The organism is Streptomyces sp. NPDC030991 (assembly GCF_055571235.1).
The window spans coordinates 87167-104778 of record NZ_JBVIFR010000025.1 but is presented as its reverse complement, the minus strand read 5'-3'; the positions used below and the strand labels follow the sequence as shown (position 1 = coordinate 104778).

The window sequence follows — 17612 nt, the reverse complement described above, 5'->3', positions numbered from 1 at the left end:
GCGGGCGAGGAACGACGACGATCGTGCTGAGCGGGGAACGAATGGGCGTGGTGACGACGCGGACGATGCAGCTGGACTCACTGGTCGGGCTCGCCCGACGACGTGCCCCTCGCCCGGCGGAGCCCGTGCGGCTGAGCGTGCCGGACGGTATGGCCGTGCCGCTGGGCTGTGACGCGGTGGCGGTGCCGGAGCCGTTCGCCCGCGCGATGACACGGCGGCTGCCCCGGATGGGGTGCGTGTACGCGGACGGGGCGCACTGGTGGTGGCTGGTCCCGTCGGACTCCGACGTCTCCCTGGAGTGGCCCGCGCCCGCGCGGTACACGGCGGGCGCTCTGGTGCCGGACGCCGGACGCGCCCCCGACCTGATCCACTGCCCCGACAGCTCGGTGCCCTACACGCCGCCGATCCCCCTGTATCTGGCGCTGTGCCGGGTCACCGGGACGACGCCGGTCTGGTCCCGGACCATCGGCGCCTCCTGACGCGACGCGGCCGGGGACACCGCCGGTGGCGGACGACCCCGGGCGGGGCCCCACCGGCGAGGTCTACGCCGGGCTGTACGGGCTTCCGGCGGAGCGGTTCACCCGACGGGCGCGGGGGTGGCCGCCCGTACGATCACCAGAAACGCGTCCGACGCCAGGTCCATGACGACTTCTGCCGCTTGGCCCTCCTGGCGGCGCAGGCGCGCGAACTCCTCGGCGGGCCAGGAGCCGCGGGGCCCGCCGGCCGGGAATCGTTGCAGTACCACTCGTCCGTTGATCATCGCTCGTCCCTGCCCCCGTGATCGTGCCGATGTGCTGACGCCGGTACGGCCCGGCGTCTCATGGGGGAGAACGCTGACAGGGCGGGTTCGGACTCGCAACGTGACGATAATGACACCAGGTCGGTACGAGTTCGCAGCGGTCGGGACGGTCCCGTGGCGGGCTCAGTCGGCGTATTCGTCGTGATACCGGATCCGGGCGCTGCCCGCGGGCGCGCCGAGGGACGAGGCCCGGCCCGCCGGTTTCTCCCACTCCTCCTGGCGGCCGAGCGCGGTGAGGTCGAGCAGGTTCGTGGTGAACCCGATGTTGTCGAGGCCGCGGTCGAACGCCGAATAGGTGTGGAAGACGCGCTCCCCCTCCCGGACGAAGCAGCTGAGCGCGGGGCGCTCCCGCGGGCCCTCGTCGGTCTCGACGGTGGCGCCGAAGTCCTGGTTGAAGTCGCTGAGGTACGACGAGTACCAGGGCACCGTCCACCCCATGCGGGCCTTGAACGGCAGGATCTTGGTGAAGGGCGCACGGGAGACCGCCGCGAACGCCGTGCCCCGGGCCCGCAGATGCGCCAGGTGACCGATCTGGTCGAGGAAGCCTGAGCAACTGGGGCAGCCCGCGTCCCAGTCGGGCGCGAACATGAAGTGGTAGACGACCAGTTGGGCCCGCCCCTCGAACAGGTCGAGCAACTCGTCCTTGCCGTCCGGCCCTTCGAAGACGTACAGCTTGTCGATCTCGACCATGGGCAGCTCGCGCCGCCGCGTGTTCAGCGCGTCCCGCGCCCGGGTCGCCGCCTTCTCCAGGGCGAGCAGCTCCTCGCGGGCGGCGCGCCACTCGTCGCGCGTGACCGCTTTCGGCAGCCCCATGGTTCCTCCTCGGGTCGGGTCTCTCGGAGGGGTGACCGGGGGTCCCGGCGGAACTCATCGCCGTCCGCGAAAAATTTCGGGGCGACTTTTTCCGGCGGCTCCCCACCCCGCCCCGCCCCACCCTCCCTACGCGTACCGCCCCGCACCCCCGTCCTCCACCTCGCCGACCCGGATCGCTCATCGGGGCCGGCCCCTGTCCCCCCGGCGGAGCCGCTGGCACGCTGGCGGCCCCGGCCCGTCCGGGCCGGCCCGAGGACGGAGCACGTCATGCTCGTCGGCACCTGGAACCTGGAGAACCTCTACCGCCCCGGAGGGCCGTTCGGGCCCCGTGACAAAGCCGCGTACGAAGCGAAGCTGGCCTCGCTCGCCGCCACCGTGAACCTGCTCGAACCGACCCTGCTGGGTATCCAGGAGGTCGGCGACCCGGCGGCGCTCGACGATCTCGTACAGCTGCTCGACGGGAGGTACTTCGTGCGGCTGTCCGAGTTCCCCGACGAGCGCGGCATCCGGGTCGGCGTTCTCAGCGACATACCGGTGAACGTCGTCGCGGACACCCCCTCCTTCCCCGACGCCCTGCGGCCGGTGCAGGTCGACGACAGCGGCCGTACGACGGACCGGGCCGGCCGGGGCATGCTCGCCGTCGAGTTCTCGACGCGGGTGACGTGGTTGACGGCCGCCGTCTGCCACCTCAAGTCGAAGCTGCTGAGCTACCCCGGCGGCCGGTTCGCACCGCGCGACGAGGGCGAACGGGCGCGTTACGCGGCGTACGCCCTCCAGCGCCGGGCGGCGGAGGCCACGGCCCTGCGCTCCATGGCCGACACGCTCATCGGCGAGGACGGCCGCAACCGGCGCGTCACCGTCCTGGGCGACTTCAACGACGAGGCGCACGCCGCCACCACCCAGATCCTCCAGGGACCGCCCGGCTCCGAGATCGGCACCCCGGGCTTCGACCACCCGGACAAGGGGGACGCGAAACGCCTGTGGAACATCGCGCCCCTCATCCCCGAGGAGCAGCGCTACTCACGCGTCCACGCGGGGCGCCGCGAGCTGATCGACCACGTCTTCGTCACGCAGGACATGATCAGCCGCATCACCCGGGCGGGCACCGGCGTCCCGCACGATGCGGCGGCCCCCGAGCCGCTCCCGCTCCCGTCGGTCGGGGACGAGCCGGGCGAGCGGCGGGACGCGCCGGGGTCCGACCACGCGCCGGTGTGGATCGAACTGACTCGCTGAGACCGGCCCTTCGGGCCCGTTCGCTGAGAAGGCACTGTTGTCCGCTGAGCCGTACGCCATCACAATGCTCATGCCAAACACGGCGTACGTCCCACCCGGTGCACCACTCTCAGCACGGGAGAGGAACCCCCCACATGAAGAAGTCCCTCGTCGGCGCGGTTCTCGGCGTCCTGCTCTGCGGCTCGACAGCCGTCCCCGCCGCGGCACTCGACAGCGTGGAATCGTCGGCGGCGCCGCGGGCCCAGGCCGTGAACTTCGCCGGCACGGTCGCCCTCAGCAACTGCTCCGGCTCCGTCGTCCGCGTACCGAACTCCCAGCCGACGGACCCGGCGCTCGTCCTGTCCAACGGCCACTGCCTGGAATCCGGCTTCCCCGGCCCCGGCGAGGTCGTCGTCGACCAGCCCTCCACCCGCACCTTCGGCCTGCTCAACTCGGCCGGAACCAAGGTGGCGACCCTGCGCGCCAGCAAAGTCGCGTACGGCACGATGACCGACACGGACGTCTCGCTCTACGAACTCACCAGCACCTACCAGCGGATCGAGAGCTCCTACGGCATCAAGGCCCTGGACCTGTCGGCGGCCCGCCCGGCGCAGTCCACGGCGATCAGCGTGGTCTCCGGTTACTGGAAGCGGATCTACAACTGCTCGGTCGACGGATTCGCGTACCGGCTGAAGGAGGGCGCGTGGACCTGGAAGGACTCGGTCCGCTACACCTCCGCCTGCCAGACCATCGGCGGCACCTCCGGCTCCCCGGTGGTCGACCGGGCGACGGGAAAGGTCGTCGCGGTCAACAACACCGGTAACGAGGACGGGGGCCGGTGCACGGACAACAATCCGTGCGAGGTGGACGCGAACGGGAACGTGACGGTGCGCCAGGGCATCAACTACGCGCAGCAGACGTACGGGATCGTGCCCTGCGTCGGGATCGGCAACAAGATCGACCTCTCGGCCACGGGCTGCACCCTGCCCAAGCCGTAACGCTCCGAAGGGGGCGCAGGCCGGCCTGCGCCCCCTCTCGCCCTACGCCGCCAGCTCCGCCAGCAGCACCCCGATCCGTTCGGCGTCGCGCGGCGGTACCCGGCCGGTGTCGTCGACCTGCACCGCGCACGCGGTGGTCGCGTCGACCAATTGCTCCAGCACGACCGTGACCTGCCGCGTGCCGTCCGAGTGCCGCGCCAGGACGGGCAGCTCGGCCGCCGCCAGCTCCACGGCGGCCCGCGCCTCCGCCAGCGTCCGGTACGCCTCCCGCCGCAGCGCCCACCGGCCCGCCCGGTCCGCGTCCTCGCTCAGCACATGCCGTACGTAGAGGTGGGCGGCCTCGCGGGCGACGGCGAGCCGCACCCGTACCCCGCCGCCCCGGTGCGCGCCGGGCCACGGCAGGTGCCCGGCCACCAGCACGAGGGCGCAGGCGAGCAGTGTCTCGGTGATGCGGCTCCAGGAGGCGCCGGGTTCGCCGCCGACCATCACGAGGGACAGCACGAGCACGGTGATGACGGCGGTCTGCGCGGCGAAGTGCCGCGTGGCGACGGGGATCAGCGCCCCGCACACGGCCACCAGGGCGACCAGACCGAAGGGCCGCGGCAGGAACGCGGCGAGCCCGGCGAAGAGCAGCGCCCCGGCGACCGTTCCGGCGGCCCGGCACAGGACGCGCGAGGCCAGCGGTCCCAGGTCGGGCTTGACGAGGAAGACGGCGGTGGCGGGCAGCCAGTACCAGTGCACGGGTTGCAGGGTCTGCGCGACGGCGGCGCTGGCCCCGAAGGAGAGTCCGACACGCACCCCGTACTCGCGCCCCGCGGGCCCCGCCATCCTGCGCAGGGCAGCCGCGGGTGAGCCGCGGCGACGGGTGTTCCGGCGGTTCGCGCCCTCGCCGCCCCGCCCCCGGTCGAAGACCTCGGCGGCCCGCAGCAACGCCTCGTCCAGCGCCCGCAGGCCCGCGGCGGAACGGGCCGGCGCCGGCAGCGCCCCGACCGGCGCCCCCGTCCGCACGGCGGCCGCGAGGCGCAGCGGTCCTTCGGCGGCCCGCCCCGGCACGGGTTTCCCGGTCCAGGCCAGCGCGGTGGCGGCCTCGGCGAGCGGCAGCGCGGCCGCGTACTGGGCCCGCAGCCGCCGCATGCCCGCGGGCCGGCCGCGCAGGGCGTCCTGCGCCTGGTCGAGGGCGGCGGTGAGGGCGGCGCGGCGCGCCCTGGCCTGCGGCCCGCCCGCGGCGTCGAGCAGCGCGGCGACGGCGTCGTAGACCTTGGCGACGGCGGCGCGCTCCCCGTCGTAGAGGTAGCCGAGCCGCTGTCCGCGTCCCGGTGAGGGCAGCGCGATCCGCAGCACGATCAGCCACGCGGCTCCGGCGGCGAACAGCGCCGCCCGCTGCCACCCCGCCTCGGGCAGCGGCATCCCGGCCCCCACGGCGACCGTGACGAGCAGCTGGGTCCCGGCGGCCGAGGCCAGGGGCCCGACGGCGCTGAGCGCCCCGCCCAGGAGCCCGAGCCCGGCGAAGACGCCGACGATCGCGAAGCCGCTTCCGGCGAGGCAGCTGCCGAGGAACATGCCGAGGGCCCCCGCGAGAGCTGGCCCGCCCAGCCGCGACACGGCGGCGCGCCGGGTGCCGGGGCGGTCGTTGACCCCGGCGAGCATCGCGCCGAGGGCGAGCAGCACCCCGCTGGACGGCCGCCCGGCGAGGACGGCGAGCAGCAGCAGCGGTCCGCCGGCGAGGGCTCCGCGCACGACAGCCGGCCACGGCACGGGGGCGCGCTGGGCGCGCAGGGCGTGGCCGAGCCAGGGCGGAAGGGTATGCGGGCGGATCATGGGGATGCGCAGGCTCCTGTCGTACGAGGACGCGGGGGCGCCGGACGACATCGGCCAGCTCTGAACTGGTTCCTCCACGGTAAAGGACGTGGCTGAAGAGGCGGAAACGGGCGTGTTTCCGCAATGTGACACTTGACCGTGCCCACTCCCCCTGTGACCAGCGGCTGGCCGGACGCACCGGGCGACACTGCCCTGACGATCCACGTCCCCGAGGCGGACGCACTGGTCCGCACCGGATCGCGTGCCCATGTGACAGTGCTTTATCCCTTTTTGCCGGTGTCGTACGTCACCGGGGAGACGGCGGCGGAGCTGCGGGCGCTCCTCGCGGCGACGCCGGCCTTCACCTGCACGTTCTCCGAGATCCGCCGCTGGCCGGGGGTGCTCTATCTGCACCCGTCCCCCGCGGATCCGTTCCGCGCCCTGACGAAGTCGCTGCGCGAGCGCTGGCCCCGGGCGGTCCCGTACCGGGGCGTCTTCGGGGACGAGGGGCTCGACCCGCATCTGACCCTGGCGAGCGGGGACGGCACGGATTCCCTCCCGACGAGCGCGTTCGATCGGCGCCTCCCCCTGCGCTCACAGATCCGCTCGGTCCGCCTGATCGTCACGGACGGGCCGGGCACGGGCTGGCGCGACGCGGCGGACTACCCGCTGACGGGGCCCTGCTGACGGGCGGCGCGCACGGCTCGCTCCAGCAACTCCCGGGCACGGTCGACCAGTTCACCGAGACCGAGCGAGCCGGGCGGCGAGGTGGTCGAGGAAGGCGGTGTCGGTACGTTCGGCCACAGCTCAGCCGCGCGCCGCGAAGCCGACGAAGGCGGCCCAAGCCGGTGGCGCGACGTGCACCATGGAGCGGGCCCGGTCCTTGGTGTCACGTACGCGAACCATCGCGGCACCGGCGGCGACCTCAACGCATTCGCCACCGGCGCCACTGCTGTAACTGCTCTTGAACCACGCCAGTTCAGCCTCGCCCAGCACCGACTCTTCGACGTTCATGTCTCTCCCAGCAACCGCTCCACGAGGGCCAGCGACTCACTCGGCGTGAGCGCCTGAGCTCTGAGGATTCCATACTGCTCCGCCAGCTCACGGACCGAACTCCGCTCCGTGAAGAGGCGACTCTGCTTGTGCACCTCCACGTAAGCGACCTGCCGTCCTTCGACGGTCTCGATCAGCGTGAACGGCCCGTCCAGACCAGCATGTTCGGCACGGTCGGTCGGCATGACCTGCAACTCGACATTTCGCAGCTGTCCGCACAGCAAGACCTGCTCCAACTGCCCCCGCATGACGCAACTGCCACCCAACGGGCGCCGCAGCGTGCTCTCCTCAATGACGAAGCTGATGGTCGGCATGGCCTTGTGGGTGAAGATCCTCTGCCGGGCCATGCGAGCCGCGATCCGCTGCGCCACTGTCTCCTCGTCGAGCAGCGGACGCCACATCTCGAAGACCGCCCGAGCGTATCCCTCGGTCTGCAACAGCCCGGGCAGCGCCAACCCGGCGTACACGTGCAGGGCCACCGCCCTGGCCTCCAACTTCGCCGCGCCCCGAAAGAACGCCGGATACTGCGCCCGCTCGACCTCCTCCATCCGCTCCCGCAGCACCCCATGTGCCCCCAGCACGTCATCGGTCTGCTCGATGAACCGGCCCGGAGGAATCCGCCGCCCCTGCTCGAACGAGGCAATGGTCGCCGCCGAGTACCCGGTCCGCTCACCGAGCTCGGCCCGGCTCAGCCCCTTCCACTCCCGGAACCTCTTCACCTGCCGTCCGAAGGACAACAGCACCCCGCTGACATCCTCGCCGCCGACCTCACCGTCGCCCGCACTCGCGCCCACGTCCACACCGGCCCCTTCCACGGTCGCCCTCCCCGGAACAACTCCCCTCCCCCATGACCCGGTCACGCCGCAAGCCGCGTACAAGAAACCGCTCACCGCGTACAGAAACCGCTCGTCAGCGCACCGATCACCCCCGCAACGCTATGCACGCCCACTCCGGCGAACCCTACAAAGCACCCAACTCCTCAACACCGGCATATTCGTCAACACACATGCCTCGAACGGCAGTTCACGCCGAGCCCCAGCGGACACGTACAACCCAGCCCCTCATCACGTACAACGACACCCCGTCCCCACGAAGCCCCTGGCAGCCGTACCCCGCACTGCACAACGCTCACCCCATGCACCATGACGACCTCGCCGAGCCCCCACCCGCGACCCACGAGACGCGCTTCGCCATGCGCTTCACCTCGACCCCGCGCGGCGCCCGCCTCGCCCGCCGTCTCGTCTCACACCGTCTGCACGACTGGGGCCACCCCTACACCAACCCCGTCAATGAGACCCTGACCCTGATCACGGCCGAACTGACCGCGAACGCCGTTCGGCATGGCCATGTCCCGGGCCGCGACTTCCACCTCAGCCTCACCCGGACCGCCCCGGACTCGTACCGCATCGAGGTCACGGACACCCGGGGCGAGCGACTCCCCCTCGACACCCCGGGCTGCACCGCCCCCGACGACGAGGCAGGCCGCGGCCTCCTTCTCGTAGCCGTTCTCTCCGATGACTGGGGTTGCACACCTCGCCCGGACGGCCCAGGCAAGACCGTCTGGGCCCAACTGTGTCTGCCGACGCACCACGTCGGCACTGCTTGACCGATTATGGCCAGGCCCCGCGCCGAGGAGATCTCACGCGAGGCGGTTGGTCACGGCCGAACCCCGCCCCCGATGGACGCCGCTCATCGGCGAAGATAGGCCCATGACAACGGCGGAACCCCTGGGCGCGGTGCGTGAACGTGTGCTTGCCACGCTGCGGCAGGACATCATCGGTGGTCGGCTGCGGCCCGGTGACCGGCTGGTCGAGCGGGAGGTCGCCGAGCGGTTCGGGGTGTCGCGGGTTCCGGCGCGCGAGGCGATCCGGGCGCTGCTCGCCGAGGGGTTCGTGACGTTCGAGACGCCGCGCAGGGCCGTGGTGCGCACCCTCACCCGCACCGACGTCGCCGAACTCTACGAACTGCGCGAGGCGTTGGAGGTCTACGCCGCCGGGCTCGCCGCCCAGCGCGCCGAGCGGGGTGACCTGGCCGAGCTGGCGGAGTTGCTGGAGCGTGCGGCGCGGGCCACCGCCGAGGGTGACGACGAGACGATCGCCGACATCAACAGCCGCTTCCACGACCGGCTCCTGGCCACGGCGGGCAACACGCTGCTGACCGGCGTGATGCAGCCCGTCGACGGGCGGCTCCGCTGGCTCACCCGGCGCGGCGAGGCGTGGCCCCAACAGCTCGACGAGCACCGGCGGTTGTACGACGCCGTCGCCGCCGGGGACCCGGAGCGGGCGCGGGCCGTGGCGCTCGGGCACGTACGCACCAACTACCGTTCCACCGTGCGTCACCTCTTCGGCGACGACATCGAGCACCCGTCCACGTAGAACCGCGAGAAACCCGTGCGCGAGAACCCGCGCGGTAGAACCCAGGAGCACCGTGCCGACCCTCATAGGCGCAGCCCGCACCCGCCCCTGCACGCTCGTCGTGTGCCGGGGCTGCTGCTGCGGTGACGCCCGCAAGCACCCCGGATACGACCATGAGTGGCAGCTGGAGCGGCTGCGGGCCGCGGCGGCAGCGTCGGGGGGCCGGTTCGCGGTGCGGGTCAGTGACTGTCTGGGCCCGTGCGACCAGGCGAACGTGGTCGTGGTGCAGCCGTCGGGGCAGGGGCGCGCCCGCGGCGGCCGTGCCGCGTGGATCGGCTGGTCCATGGGCGACGACTCGACCGACGAGATCCTGGCCTGGGCCGAGGCGGGAGGCCCCGGGGTCGCGCCCGCGCCGGTCGCCCTGGAGCTGCAGTTCATCGAGGCGCAGGGCGAGCGGGTCAGGCGTCGCCGGGGGCGCTGAACCGGTCAAGGGCGGCGACCATGTGGTCCGCGATGCCGGGCGCGCCCGCGTGGTGCCCCGCGTCGTCGACGAGGACGAGTTCCGCGTGCGGCCAGGAGCGCTGGAGCCGCCAGGGGACTCCCACCAGGTTCCCGAGGTCGAGCCGGCCCTGGACCAGTACCGCGGGGACGTCCTCGATCAGGTGCAGGTCGCGCAGGACGGTGTCGGGGCCGCCGAGGAAGTGGTCCTGGCTCCAGTAGTGGGTGACGGTGCGCGCGAAGCCGTAGCGGAAGGCGGGGTCCTGGTAGCGGGGCGCGGAGCGCGGCGGCTGCGAGGCGATCGCGGTCTCCCAGTCGGTCCAGGCGAGCGCCGCCCGCTCGCGCACCCCGGGGTCCGGGGACTCCAGGAGCCGGTGGTAGGCGGCCGCGAGATCCCCGTCGCGCTCCTCCCGCGGCAGCCCGGCGAGGAACGCGGCGAACGCCTCGGGGAAGATCTTCCCGAGTCCGCGCGTCAGCAGGCCGACCTCGTCTCGGCCGCCGGTGGCCAGGCCGGTCAGCACCAGCCCGGACACGTGCTCGCGGTGCGTCTGCGCGTACCGCAGGCCGAGCACGCAGCCGAAGGAGACGCCCCACACCAGCCAGCGTGCGATGCCGAGGTGGGCGCGCAGCCGTTCGAGGTCCGCGATGAGGTGCGGGGTGGTGTTGACGCTCATGTCGGTGTCGTACGCGCGGGCCGACGGCGTGGAGCGGCCCGCGCCGCGCTGGTCGAGCAGGACGATCCGGTAGCGCGCGGGGTCGAAGAGGCGCCGCATGAAGGGCGTGGCGCCGGAGCCGGGACCGCCGTGCAGCGCGAGCGCCGGTATGCCGTGCGGGTTGCCGCAGGTCTCCCAGTAGACGCGGTTGCCGTCGCCGACGTCGAGGTGGCCGTGGTCGTACGGTTCGATGTCCGGGTGCAGGGGCATCCGGCGAGGGTACGTCCGCTCGCCCGCCGGCCCCGGGCGCGTCCCCCGCTCACTCCTCCGGCCTGGCGCTGCGCATCCGCCCGTACGCGTACACGCATCCGGCGAGCGCCAGGTCGGACAGGAGCATGAAGCCGATCGAGTACGAGCCCTTGGCGCTGTAGATCGCGCCCATGACCAGCGGTGGTACGAAGCCGCCGAGGCCGCCCATCGCGCCGACGATGCCGGTGACCGAGCCGACCTGCGGTTGCGGGGTGACCTGGGAGACGAGGGCGAAGACGCTGCCGCTGGCGGTGCCGAGGCCCGCCGCCATCAGCAGGAAGCAGATCGTGCCCATGGGGTTCAGGGTCGGGTCGAACGCCTGGAGGATCGCGAAGACGGCGACGAGGGCGAGCGCCCACGCGGTGACGGTCGCCGGGTGGATCCGGTCGGAGAGCCAGCCGCCGATGGGCCGGAAGACCACCGTGACGAGCGCGAAACCGGCCGCCTTGGTGCCCGCGTCGGTGGGGCTGAGTTCGTACCAGGTCTTCAGGTAGGTGGGGAGGTAGACGCCGAAGGCGACGATGCCGCCGAAGCCGATCGCGTACAGCGCCGAGAGTTCCCAGGTGACGCGGAGCTTGCCGGCCGCGCCGAGGCGGGTGCCGAGGGACGTCGTGGGGATCTTGCGGTCGGGGTGGTCGGCGATGAGGACGGCGGCGACGACCGCGTACACGGCGAGCGCGATGGCGACGACGACGAACGGCAGGTTCTCGCCGTGCTTGGCCATACGGGGCGTGAAGTACCCGGACAGGGCGACGCCGCCCATGCCCATGCCGAAGATGCCGAGCGCCAGGCCCCGGTGCGCGGGCGGGAACCAGGAGTTCACCAGGGGGATGCCGATGGCGAAGGTGGTGCCGCCGAGGCCGAGCAGGAACGCCACGGCGATCATCGCGCCGAAGGTGTGCCGGGCGGGGATCACCAGGAGCACGGGGATGATGGTGAGCGCCGAGATCAGCGGGAACAGCAGCCGGGCGCCGTAGCGGTCGGTGAGCGCGCCGACCGGGATGCGGCCGAGCGAGCCGACGAGCACGGGCACCGCGACGAGGAACGACTGGGCGAACGAGCTGAGTTCCAGGTCCGAGCCGAAGACGCCGGCGAGCGGCGCGATCAGGTTCCAGGCCCAGAAGGTGAGCGCGAAACCGATCGTGGCCACGACGAGGTTGCGGTAGGCCGCGGCCGGGGGGTGGCTGCTCGCCTGCGAGGCCGGCCTGGAAGGCGTGGAGGGCGTCTTCGGAGCGGAAGGTGTCGTCACCCTTTTCAGGCTAGGAATCCGGAGGAGGTGGCTCCATATCTGTTGCTCCGAACGGTGACACGTCCAGGCCCGCTTCCATGGCGGCGGTGCGGAGCACCCCGCGGAGCATGCCGGGGGTGAGGCGGCCGGTGAAGGTGTTGCGCTGGCTGACGTGGTAGCAGCCGAAGAGCGCGAGGCCGCCGAGGTCCACGCGGGCGCCGTGGGCGAACGCGGGGCGTGGGCGCGGCACCGACCAGCCCGCGGCGGTGAACGCGGGCAGCGCCGCCTGCCAGCCGAAGCCGCCGAGCACGATGACGGCGCGCAGGGTGGGCCGGAGCAGTTCCAGTTCGCTCAGCAGCCAGGGGCGGCAGGTGTCGCGCTCGGCGGGGGTCGGCTTGTTGTCGGGCGGCGCGCAGTGCACCGGGGACGTGATGCGCACGCCGTGCAGGGTGAGGCCGTCGTCGAGGGAGACCGCGTCGGGGCGGGAGGCGAGCCCGACGTCGTAGAGCGCCTGGTAGAGCACCTCGCCGGAGCGGTCGCCGGTGAACATGCGGCCCGTGCGGTTGCCGCCGTGCGCGGCGGGCGCGAGGCCGATGATCAGCAGGGACGCGTCGTGCGGGCCGAAACCGGGCACGGGCCTGCCCCAGTACGCCTCGTCCGCGAAGGCCGCGCGTTTGGTGCGCGCGACCTCCTCACGCCACTCGACGAGACGGGGGCAGGCCCGGCAGTGCGTGATCCGCTCGTCGAGTCTCCCGAGCCCGCCGGGTCCGTGCGCTCCGTCGGGTCCGTGGAGCCCGCCGGGTCCATGCGGTCCGTCGAGTCCGTGCGCTCCGTCGGGTGCGTGCGGTCCGTCGGGTGCGTGCGGTCCGTCGGGTCCGTGCAGTCCTTCGTCCATCCTCACGACCATAAAGGCACGCCGCGCGGTTACGTGAACGCGGCGCCCAGCGCGACGAACGCGCAGATCAGCAGCAACAGCAGGGCGAGTAGCGGCCACACGAACCGCAGGTACTTGTCGTAGCCGATCTTGGCGAGAGCCACGCCGCCGATGGTGACGGCGGTCGTGGGCACCCACAGGTTCATCCAGCCGCTCGCCGCCTGCCACGCGGTGACGACGACGGCGCGCGAGACGCCCGCGAAGTCGGCGAGCGGCGCCAGGATCGGCATGGCGAGGGTGGCGTGCCCGGACGTGGACGGGATGAGGAAGGCCAGCGGCAGGTTCACGACGAAGACGATGATCGCGAAGATCGCGGACGAGGTGCCCGCGACGACGCCCTCGATGGCGTGCAGCACCGTGTCCGTGATCCTGGAGTTGTTCATGATCACGGTGACGCCGCGGGCCAGCAGGATGACGAGCGCGGGCGAGACGAAGTCGGCGGCCCCCTGGATGATCGTCGAGCTGAGCCGCTGCTCCCCCATGCGGCCGACGAGGCCGACGAGTACGGCGGCGCACAGGAACAACGCCGCCAGCTGTGGGAAGGACCAGCCGAGTTCGAAGCCGTACGGGGTCGCGTCGGCCTTGCCCGTCAGCGCGCTCGCCCACGGCACCACCGAGAAGATCATGAAGGCGAAGACGAGCGCGGTGACGCCGAGGACGGCCTTGTGGAGCGCGGTCAGTTCGGGCACCCGGGCCTCGTCCGACGCCGCCTCGTCGCGGTCCTTGTCGCCGGGCAGGAACCCGGAGAGCGAGCGTTCCGGGTTCCGCTGGACGCGCTTGGCGTAGCGGATGACGTACGCGACCGTGACCGCGGTCAGCATGATCCACATCCCGAAGCGCAGGGCGATGCCGTCGCCGAGGGAGATGTCCGCGGCGGACGAGGCGACGCCGGTGGCGAACGGGTTGACCGTCGAGCAGAGCACGCCGACGCCCGCGCCCAGGATGATCACGCCGACGGCCGTCATCCGGTCGTAGCCGAGCGCGAGCATGAGCGGCACGATCAGCCCGTAGAAGCCGAGGGTCTCCTCGGCGAAGCCCTCGACCGTGCCGAGGACCGAGAAGACGACCATGACACCGGCGATCAGCAGGGCCCCGCGGGCGCGCAGCCGGTGCGCGAGGCGGCCGATACCGCGGTCGAGGGCGCCGGTCGCGAAGACGACGGTGATGAACGCGCCGATGGCCAGCACGAAGAGGAAGACGCCCGCGCTGCCGTACAGATCACCGGAGTTGTCCGGGCCGACCAGGGACGTCTTGGGGTCCTGGATGCCGTAGAGGCCGTTGACCGGGGAGAGGAACAGGTCGTTCAGCCGGTCGACGAGGGTCCGGCCGGAGTCGACCCGGTGGTACGTGCCCTGCACGGGTGCGCCGTCGGCGCCCCGGTCGTACTGGCCCGGCGGGATGAGGAAGGCCAGCAGCCAGACCGCGAGCGTGACGACGGCGAGGACGGTCAGGGCGCTGGGGAAGGTGAACTTCTTCTCGGCCGGCGGCTGTTCCCGCTCGGGGGCCGGGGTCCGCGTGCTCATGACGTCACCCCGTTCCCGAAGTCGGCGGCGTACTCGCGGACGAAGGCGCACATCGCGACGACGGTGGCGCGCAGCTCGGGGAGGAGGACGCGTTCGTTCGGGGCGTGCAGGTTGCACATGCTGTCCTGAGCGCCGAAGAGGAGGACCTCGGCGTCCGGTGCCGCCCGGGCCAGGCCGTTGACCAGCGGGATGGAGCCGCCGGTCGCGACGTACGAGGCGTCGGCGCCCCAGGCTTCCCTGAGCGCGGTGCGGGCGGCGCGGTAGGCGGGGCCGTCGGTGGCCGCCTCGTAGCCGGGCCCCGTGTCGCCCGGTGTGACGGTCAGCGGGATACCGAACGGTTTCAGCGAGGCGAGGTGGGCGACGAGCGCGGCCTGTGCCTCGTGCGGGTCCTGGAGGGGGTGGAAGCGCAGGTTCAACCGGGCGCGGGCGTAGGGGACGACGGCTGACGCGGCGTGTTCGACGGCGGGTGCGTCGAGGCCGATGACGGTGATCGCGGGGCCGCTCCACAGGCGTTCACCGAGGGAGCCGCTGCCGAGGAGCGGGAGGCCGTCCTCGACGCCGGCGAGGTCACGGAACTCGTCCTCCGTGTAACTGGTGCCGGTCCACGCCTCGCGGCGCAGCCCCTCCACGGCGACATCGCCGTGCACGTCGTGCAGGGTGGCGAGGGCCTTGAGCAGGACCAGCAGCGCGTCGGGTGCGGCGCCGCCGAACTCGCCGCTGTGGCGCGGCTCCTGGAGCGTGCGGACCTCGACGACGACCTCGGCGGCGCCGCGCAGCCCGGTGGTGAGGGTCGGGGTGCCGGGCCGCAGATTCCCGAGATCGGCGATGACCATGGCGTCGCAGGCGAACCGCCCGGGGTCGCTGGGCGGGTAGGCGTCGAAGGGGCTGCCGTACTCCTCCTGACCCTCGAAGACGATCTTCACGCCGACCGGCGGGCGCCCCCGGAAGACGCGGAGCATGCCCAGGTGCGCGATGACGTTCGACTTGTCGTCGGCGATGCCGCGGGCGCGCAGCCCGGCCGCGCCGCCCTCCTCGACGGGCGTCGGCTCGAACGGCGGCGAGTGCCACAGGCTCTCGTCGCCCGGGGGCTGCACGTCGTAGTGGGAGTAGAGCAGCACGGTCGGGGCGTCCGGGGAGGGCGGCGGGATCTCACCGAAGATCACGGGCGCCGTCTCGGGCAGGTCGATGCGCTCGACGCGCTCCACGCCCGCGTCGTGCAGCAGGCCGACGAGCAGGTCGTGGGCCTGCCGCACCGGTTCGGCGGGGAAGCCGGGGAAGGCGACCGACGGAATCGCGGCGAGCCGCTCCAGATCGGATCGCAATCCGTCCATCAGCCGGTCGACCGCCGCCTGCAGGTCGACTCCGCCCAGCGACCTGTCCGGGTCGTACGGGTCGTTGTCCGGGTCCATCGCGGCCATGACGAGGGCGCCTCTCACTGTCGGCTACGTACGCTTCGCCCGAATTATCCGACCTGGGGAGAGGTGTCCGGCCCGGGGCTCGCCGACAGGTCCCGGTTCGAAAGGGCAGGCTCTGAGAGCCTGTCTTGAACCCCCGTCTGCGCGCGGACGACGGGGGTTCAAAGACAGGCTCTAAGCTCGACGTATGGCATCGCAGACATCAGGGACGCCGAGCACCCCGGACCCGGTGGGCGCGGCGCGGGCGGCGGCGCCGGCCGGCGGCGAGAGCGTGCGGGTCGACAGCTGGATCTGGGCCGTACGCCTGGTCAAGACGCGCTCGGCGGGCGCCGCGGCCTGCAAGGGCGGCCATGTCAAGGTCAACGGGGTGAGCGCGAAGCCCGCGTACGCGCTGCGCGTCGGCGACGAGGTGCGGCTGCGCCAGCCCGGCGGCCACGAGCGCCTGGTGGTGGTCAAGCGGCTGATCCGCAAGCGGGTCGGCGCCCCGGTGGCGGCCGAGACGTACGTCGACAACTCGCCGCCGCCCCCGCCCCGCGGGGCGATCGCGCCGGTCGGTCTCCGCGACCGCGGCGCGGGCCGCCCGACGAAGCGGGACCGCCGCGAACTGGAGCGGCTGCGCGGCCTCTTCGGCCAGGGACCGGGGCAGGAACCGGACGCGGACCAGGACTGAGGGCAGCACTGGGCCGAGGCCCACGGTGGTGGACCTCGGCAGGCCGGCCCGGGGGGCCTCGCACGGTCAGGCGGCGCGCCGCCGCAGCAGCAGGGACGCCAGTTCGCGGTTGCGCGCCCGGTGGGCCCAGGCCAGGACGGCGAGCGGGACCATCAGGATCAGCGGCGTCGCCGCGTTCTCCCCGTCGAAGGCCACGACCTGCGTGACGAAGGCGCCGACCATGAGCGCGCTCAGCCCGATCGGCGCGAGCCCGGCGAGCACCGGCACCAACAGGCCGATGGCACCGGCGAGTTCGAGCGCCCCGATCGCGTACATCCCCACGGCGCCCCAGCCGAGCCCGTCGAACGCCTCGACCGCGGCGGGGACGGCGAAGAGCTTGGGCAGAGCGCTCGCGAGGCCGAAGAACGCCGCGAGCACGATCGCGGTCGTGCGCAACGCGATCCGGGCACGCCGGGAACGGGCGGGGGCCAGGGTGACGGCGGCGGGAGCTGCGGCGAGGTTCGTCATGACGGTCTCCTGTGCGGTGAGGGCGAGCGGTCGGTCACTGTCACCGGATAAGACCGGCGCCGCCGTCCGAACTCATCGCCCCGGCAGGAACATCTGCCCGGCGTCAGAAAGGACCTGTCACACCGTCACACGGGGAGCACCCGCACCCAGCTCTCGTCCTCCGTCAGATACCGGTCGACCTTCAGATCGGACTCCGCGAGCGCCTCCTCGAACTCCGCGACCCCCATCGGGCGAATCCGGTACGTCTGGGTCCACACGGCGTCCGGGAACACGTACTCCACCGTCACCGAGCGCACCCCCGCGTCCCCGACCGGCTCCGACGACAGCTTGCGGATCACGGCCCCGCCGGGCAGGACATGCTCCCGCGGCAGGTCCGCGTGCGCGCCGTCGCGCTCGCGCTGGATCAGCACGCAGCCGTCGTCGGCGACATGGCGCCGGCACGTGTCGAGCATGCCGCGCCGCACCGCCGCGTCCCCGGTGTTGACCAGGATCGAGCCGAGCAGCACCACGTCGAACTTCTCGCCGAGGTCGAGGCCCTCGATGGTGCCGCGCACGGTGCGCGCGCCCCGCACCCGCTCCAGCATCTGCGGCGACTCGTCCACCGCCGTCACCGTGAAGCCGCGCTCCGCCAGCGGGTGCGTCACCCGGCCGACGCCGCAGCCGAGTTCGAGCAGGGTGGCGCCCGCGGGCACGGCGCCCGCGACGATCTCCGGCTCGCCCTCGACGGGCAGTCTCGCGTACAGCTCCACCGCACAGCCGTCGGGCGTGATCGCGCCCGGCCCCGTCCCCTCGTACCCCGCACGCATCTCAAGGCTCATGCACCGGGAACGAGCGGCCTCCCCCTTCCGT

The 17612-nt window shown here is 72.7% G+C and carries 20 protein-coding genes; 8 read left to right on the top strand and 12 right to left on the bottom strand.

Annotation, left to right across the window (positions count from 1 at the left end):
* Positions 1-41: 41 nt before the first annotated feature.
* Positions 42-479 carry a hypothetical protein gene (locus tag ACZ45E_RS34035; protein WP_468228575.1) on the top strand — a complete coding sequence of 146 codons (438 nt, stop codon included), beginning with the start codon at positions 42-44 and terminating at the stop codon, positions 477-479.
* A gap of 98 nt (positions 480-577) precedes the next feature.
* On the opposite strand, the gene ACZ45E_RS34030 is transcribed toward ACZ45E_RS34035, so the two are convergent.
* A complete protein-coding gene (locus ACZ45E_RS34030; protein ID WP_468228517.1) occupies positions 578-760 on the bottom strand; it encodes a hypothetical protein in 183 nt (60 codons plus the stop codon).
* Between the two features lie 162 nt (positions 761-922).
* Positions 923-1612, bottom strand: a complete 690-nt coding sequence (locus ACZ45E_RS34025; protein WP_468228514.1) for a DUF899 domain-containing protein — start codon at positions 1610-1612, stop codon at positions 923-925.
* A gap of 267 nt (positions 1613-1879) precedes the next feature.
* Between ACZ45E_RS34025 and ACZ45E_RS34020 the strand changes: the two genes are divergently transcribed.
* Complete coding sequence (locus ACZ45E_RS34020; protein ID WP_468228511.1) at positions 1880-2845, top strand: endonuclease/exonuclease/phosphatase family protein; 966 nt, start codon at positions 1880-1882, stop codon at positions 2843-2845.
* Between the two features lie 134 nt (positions 2846-2979).
* A complete protein-coding gene (locus ACZ45E_RS34015) occupies positions 2980-3822 on the top strand; it encodes a S1 family peptidase (protein ID WP_468228508.1) in 843 nt (280 codons plus the stop codon).
* A gap of 42 nt (positions 3823-3864) precedes the next feature.
* On the opposite strand, the gene ACZ45E_RS34010 is transcribed toward ACZ45E_RS34015, so the two are convergent.
* Positions 3865-5640 carry an FUSC family protein gene (locus tag ACZ45E_RS34010; protein ID WP_468228505.1) on the bottom strand — a complete coding sequence of 592 codons (1776 nt, stop codon included), beginning with the start codon at positions 5638-5640 and terminating at the stop codon, positions 3865-3867.
* Between the two features lie 138 nt (positions 5641-5778).
* Between ACZ45E_RS34010 and ACZ45E_RS34005 the strand changes: the two genes are divergently transcribed.
* Positions 5779-6306: a 2'-5' RNA ligase family protein gene (locus ACZ45E_RS34005; protein WP_468228503.1), complete on the top strand. Its 528-nt coding sequence runs from the start codon at positions 5779-5781 to the stop codon at positions 6304-6306.
* A 120-nt stretch (positions 6307-6426) separates the two neighbouring features.
* Here ACZ45E_RS34005 and ACZ45E_RS34000 read toward each other — a convergent pair whose 3' ends face one another.
* Complete coding sequence (locus ACZ45E_RS34000; RefSeq protein WP_468228500.1) at positions 6427-6633, bottom strand: DUF397 domain-containing protein; 207 nt, start codon at positions 6631-6633, stop codon at positions 6427-6429.
* A complete protein-coding gene (locus ACZ45E_RS33995) occupies positions 6630-7487 on the bottom strand; it encodes a helix-turn-helix domain-containing protein (RefSeq protein ID WP_468228497.1) in 858 nt (285 codons plus the stop codon). Before ACZ45E_RS33995 ends, ACZ45E_RS34000 begins: the two co-directional genes overlap by 4 nt.
* A gap of 320 nt (positions 7488-7807) precedes the next feature.
* Between ACZ45E_RS33995 and ACZ45E_RS33990 the strand changes: the two genes are divergently transcribed.
* The 3 genes from ACZ45E_RS33990 (at position 7808) to ACZ45E_RS33980 (ending at position 9507) form a co-directional block, all read left to right on the top strand.
* Positions 7808-8278: an ATP-binding protein gene (locus tag ACZ45E_RS33990; protein ID WP_468228495.1), complete on the top strand. Its 471-nt coding sequence runs from the start codon at positions 7808-7810 to the stop codon at positions 8276-8278.
* 103 nt (positions 8279-8381) lie between these two features.
* Complete coding sequence (locus ACZ45E_RS33985; protein WP_468228492.1) at positions 8382-9047, top strand: GntR family transcriptional regulator; 666 nt, start codon at positions 8382-8384, stop codon at positions 9045-9047.
* Between the two features lie 52 nt (positions 9048-9099).
* Positions 9100-9507: a (2Fe-2S) ferredoxin domain-containing protein gene (locus ACZ45E_RS33980; RefSeq protein WP_468228489.1), complete on the top strand. Its 408-nt coding sequence runs from the start codon at positions 9100-9102 to the stop codon at positions 9505-9507.
* Here ACZ45E_RS33980 and pip read toward each other — a convergent pair.
* The 5 genes from pip to ACZ45E_RS33955 all read right to left on the bottom strand — a co-directional run bounded on the left by pip (position 9485) and on the right by ACZ45E_RS33955 (position 15580).
* On the bottom strand, positions 9485-10447 hold the full coding sequence (gene pip, locus ACZ45E_RS33975; protein ID WP_468228486.1) for a prolyl aminopeptidase: 963 nt from the start codon (positions 10445-10447) through the stop codon (positions 9485-9487). The two genes, ACZ45E_RS33980 and pip, sit on opposite strands and share 23 nt — an antisense overlap.
* A 49-nt stretch (positions 10448-10496) precedes the next feature.
* Positions 10497-11636, bottom strand: coding sequence for a nitrate/nitrite transporter (locus ACZ45E_RS33970; protein WP_468228573.1), 1140 nt, complete (start codon positions 11634-11636; stop codon positions 10497-10499).
* 109 nt (positions 11637-11745) lie between these two features.
* On the bottom strand, positions 11746-12609 hold the full coding sequence (locus ACZ45E_RS33965) for a uracil-DNA glycosylase (protein ID WP_468228483.1): 864 nt from the start codon (positions 12607-12609) through the stop codon (positions 11746-11748).
* 29 nt (positions 12610-12638) lie between these two features.
* Positions 12639-14171: a YfcC family protein gene (locus ACZ45E_RS33960; protein WP_468228479.1), complete on the bottom strand. Its 1533-nt coding sequence runs from the start codon at positions 14169-14171 to the stop codon at positions 12639-12641.
* Positions 14168-15580, bottom strand: coding sequence for a M20/M25/M40 family metallo-hydrolase (locus ACZ45E_RS33955; protein ID WP_468228570.1), 1413 nt, complete (start codon positions 15578-15580; stop codon positions 14168-14170). Before ACZ45E_RS33955 ends, ACZ45E_RS33960 begins: the two co-directional genes overlap by 4 nt.
* Before the next feature lie 193 nt (positions 15581-15773).
* Between ACZ45E_RS33955 and ACZ45E_RS33950 the strand changes: the two genes are divergently transcribed.
* Positions 15774-16256, top strand: a complete 483-nt coding sequence (locus ACZ45E_RS33950) for an RNA-binding S4 domain-containing protein (RefSeq protein ID WP_468228476.1) — start codon at positions 15774-15776, stop codon at positions 16254-16256.
* A 66-nt stretch (positions 16257-16322) separates the two neighbouring features.
* On the opposite strand, the gene ACZ45E_RS33945 is transcribed toward ACZ45E_RS33950, so the two are convergent.
* Both ACZ45E_RS33945 and ACZ45E_RS33940 read right to left on the bottom strand, forming a co-directional pair.
* The gene (locus ACZ45E_RS33945; protein ID WP_468228473.1) at positions 16323-16763 is read right to left on the bottom strand and encodes a DoxX family protein; all 441 of its coding nucleotides are present in this window, start codon (positions 16761-16763) and stop codon (positions 16323-16325) included.
* 125 nt (positions 16764-16888) lie between these two features.
* Positions 16889-17581: a class I SAM-dependent methyltransferase gene (locus ACZ45E_RS33940; protein WP_468228470.1), complete on the bottom strand. Its 693-nt coding sequence runs from the start codon at positions 17579-17581 to the stop codon at positions 16889-16891.
* Positions 17582-17612 lie beyond the last annotated feature (31 nt).

Excerpts from the sequence above, each read along its gene's own strand:
- ACZ45E_RS33990 (WP_468228495.1), top strand. The coding sequence starts at position 7,808 with ATGCACCATGACGACCTCGCCGAGCCCCCACCCGCGACCCACGAGACG.
- ACZ45E_RS33965 (WP_468228483.1), bottom strand. The coding sequence starts at position 12,609 with ATGGACGAAGGACTGCACGGACCCGACGGACCGCACGCACCCGACGGA.
- ACZ45E_RS34020 (WP_468228511.1), top strand. The coding sequence starts at position 1,880 with ATGCTCGTCGGCACCTGGAACCTGGAGAACCTCTACCGCCCCGGAGGG.
- ACZ45E_RS33960 (WP_468228479.1), bottom strand. The coding sequence starts at position 14,171 with ATGAGCACGCGGACCCCGGCCCCCGAGCGGGAACAGCCGCCGGCCGAG.
- ACZ45E_RS34035 (WP_468228575.1), top strand. The coding sequence starts at position 42 with ATGGGCGTGGTGACGACGCGGACGATGCAGCTGGACTCACTGGTCGGG.
- pip (WP_468228486.1), bottom strand. The coding sequence starts at position 10,447 with ATGCCCCTGCACCCGGACATCGAACCGTACGACCACGGCCACCTCGAC.
- ACZ45E_RS33950 (WP_468228476.1), top strand. The coding sequence starts at position 15,774 with ATGGCATCGCAGACATCAGGGACGCCGAGCACCCCGGACCCGGTGGGC.
- ACZ45E_RS34015 (WP_468228508.1), top strand. The coding sequence starts at position 2,980 with ATGAAGAAGTCCCTCGTCGGCGCGGTTCTCGGCGTCCTGCTCTGCGGC.
- ACZ45E_RS33985 (WP_468228492.1), top strand. The coding sequence starts at position 8,382 with ATGACAACGGCGGAACCCCTGGGCGCGGTGCGTGAACGTGTGCTTGCC.
- ACZ45E_RS34000 (WP_468228500.1), bottom strand. The coding sequence starts at position 6,633 with ATGAACGTCGAAGAGTCGGTGCTGGGCGAGGCTGAACTGGCGTGGTTC.
- ACZ45E_RS34030 (WP_468228517.1), bottom strand. The coding sequence starts at position 760 with ATGATCAACGGACGAGTGGTACTGCAACGATTCCCGGCCGGCGGGCCC.
- ACZ45E_RS33945 (WP_468228473.1), bottom strand. The coding sequence starts at position 16,763 with ATGACGAACCTCGCCGCAGCTCCCGCCGCCGTCACCCTGGCCCCCGCC.
- ACZ45E_RS33940 (WP_468228470.1), bottom strand. The coding sequence starts at position 17,581 with ATGAGCCTTGAGATGCGTGCGGGGTACGAGGGGACGGGGCCGGGCGCG.
- ACZ45E_RS34010 (WP_468228505.1), bottom strand. The coding sequence starts at position 5,640 with ATGATCCGCCCGCATACCCTTCCGCCCTGGCTCGGCCACGCCCTGCGC.
- ACZ45E_RS33955 (WP_468228570.1), bottom strand. The coding sequence starts at position 15,580 with ATGGACCCGGACAACGACCCGTACGACCCGGACAGGTCGCTGGGCGGA.
- ACZ45E_RS34025 (WP_468228514.1), bottom strand. The coding sequence starts at position 1,612 with ATGGGGCTGCCGAAAGCGGTCACGCGCGACGAGTGGCGCGCCGCCCGC.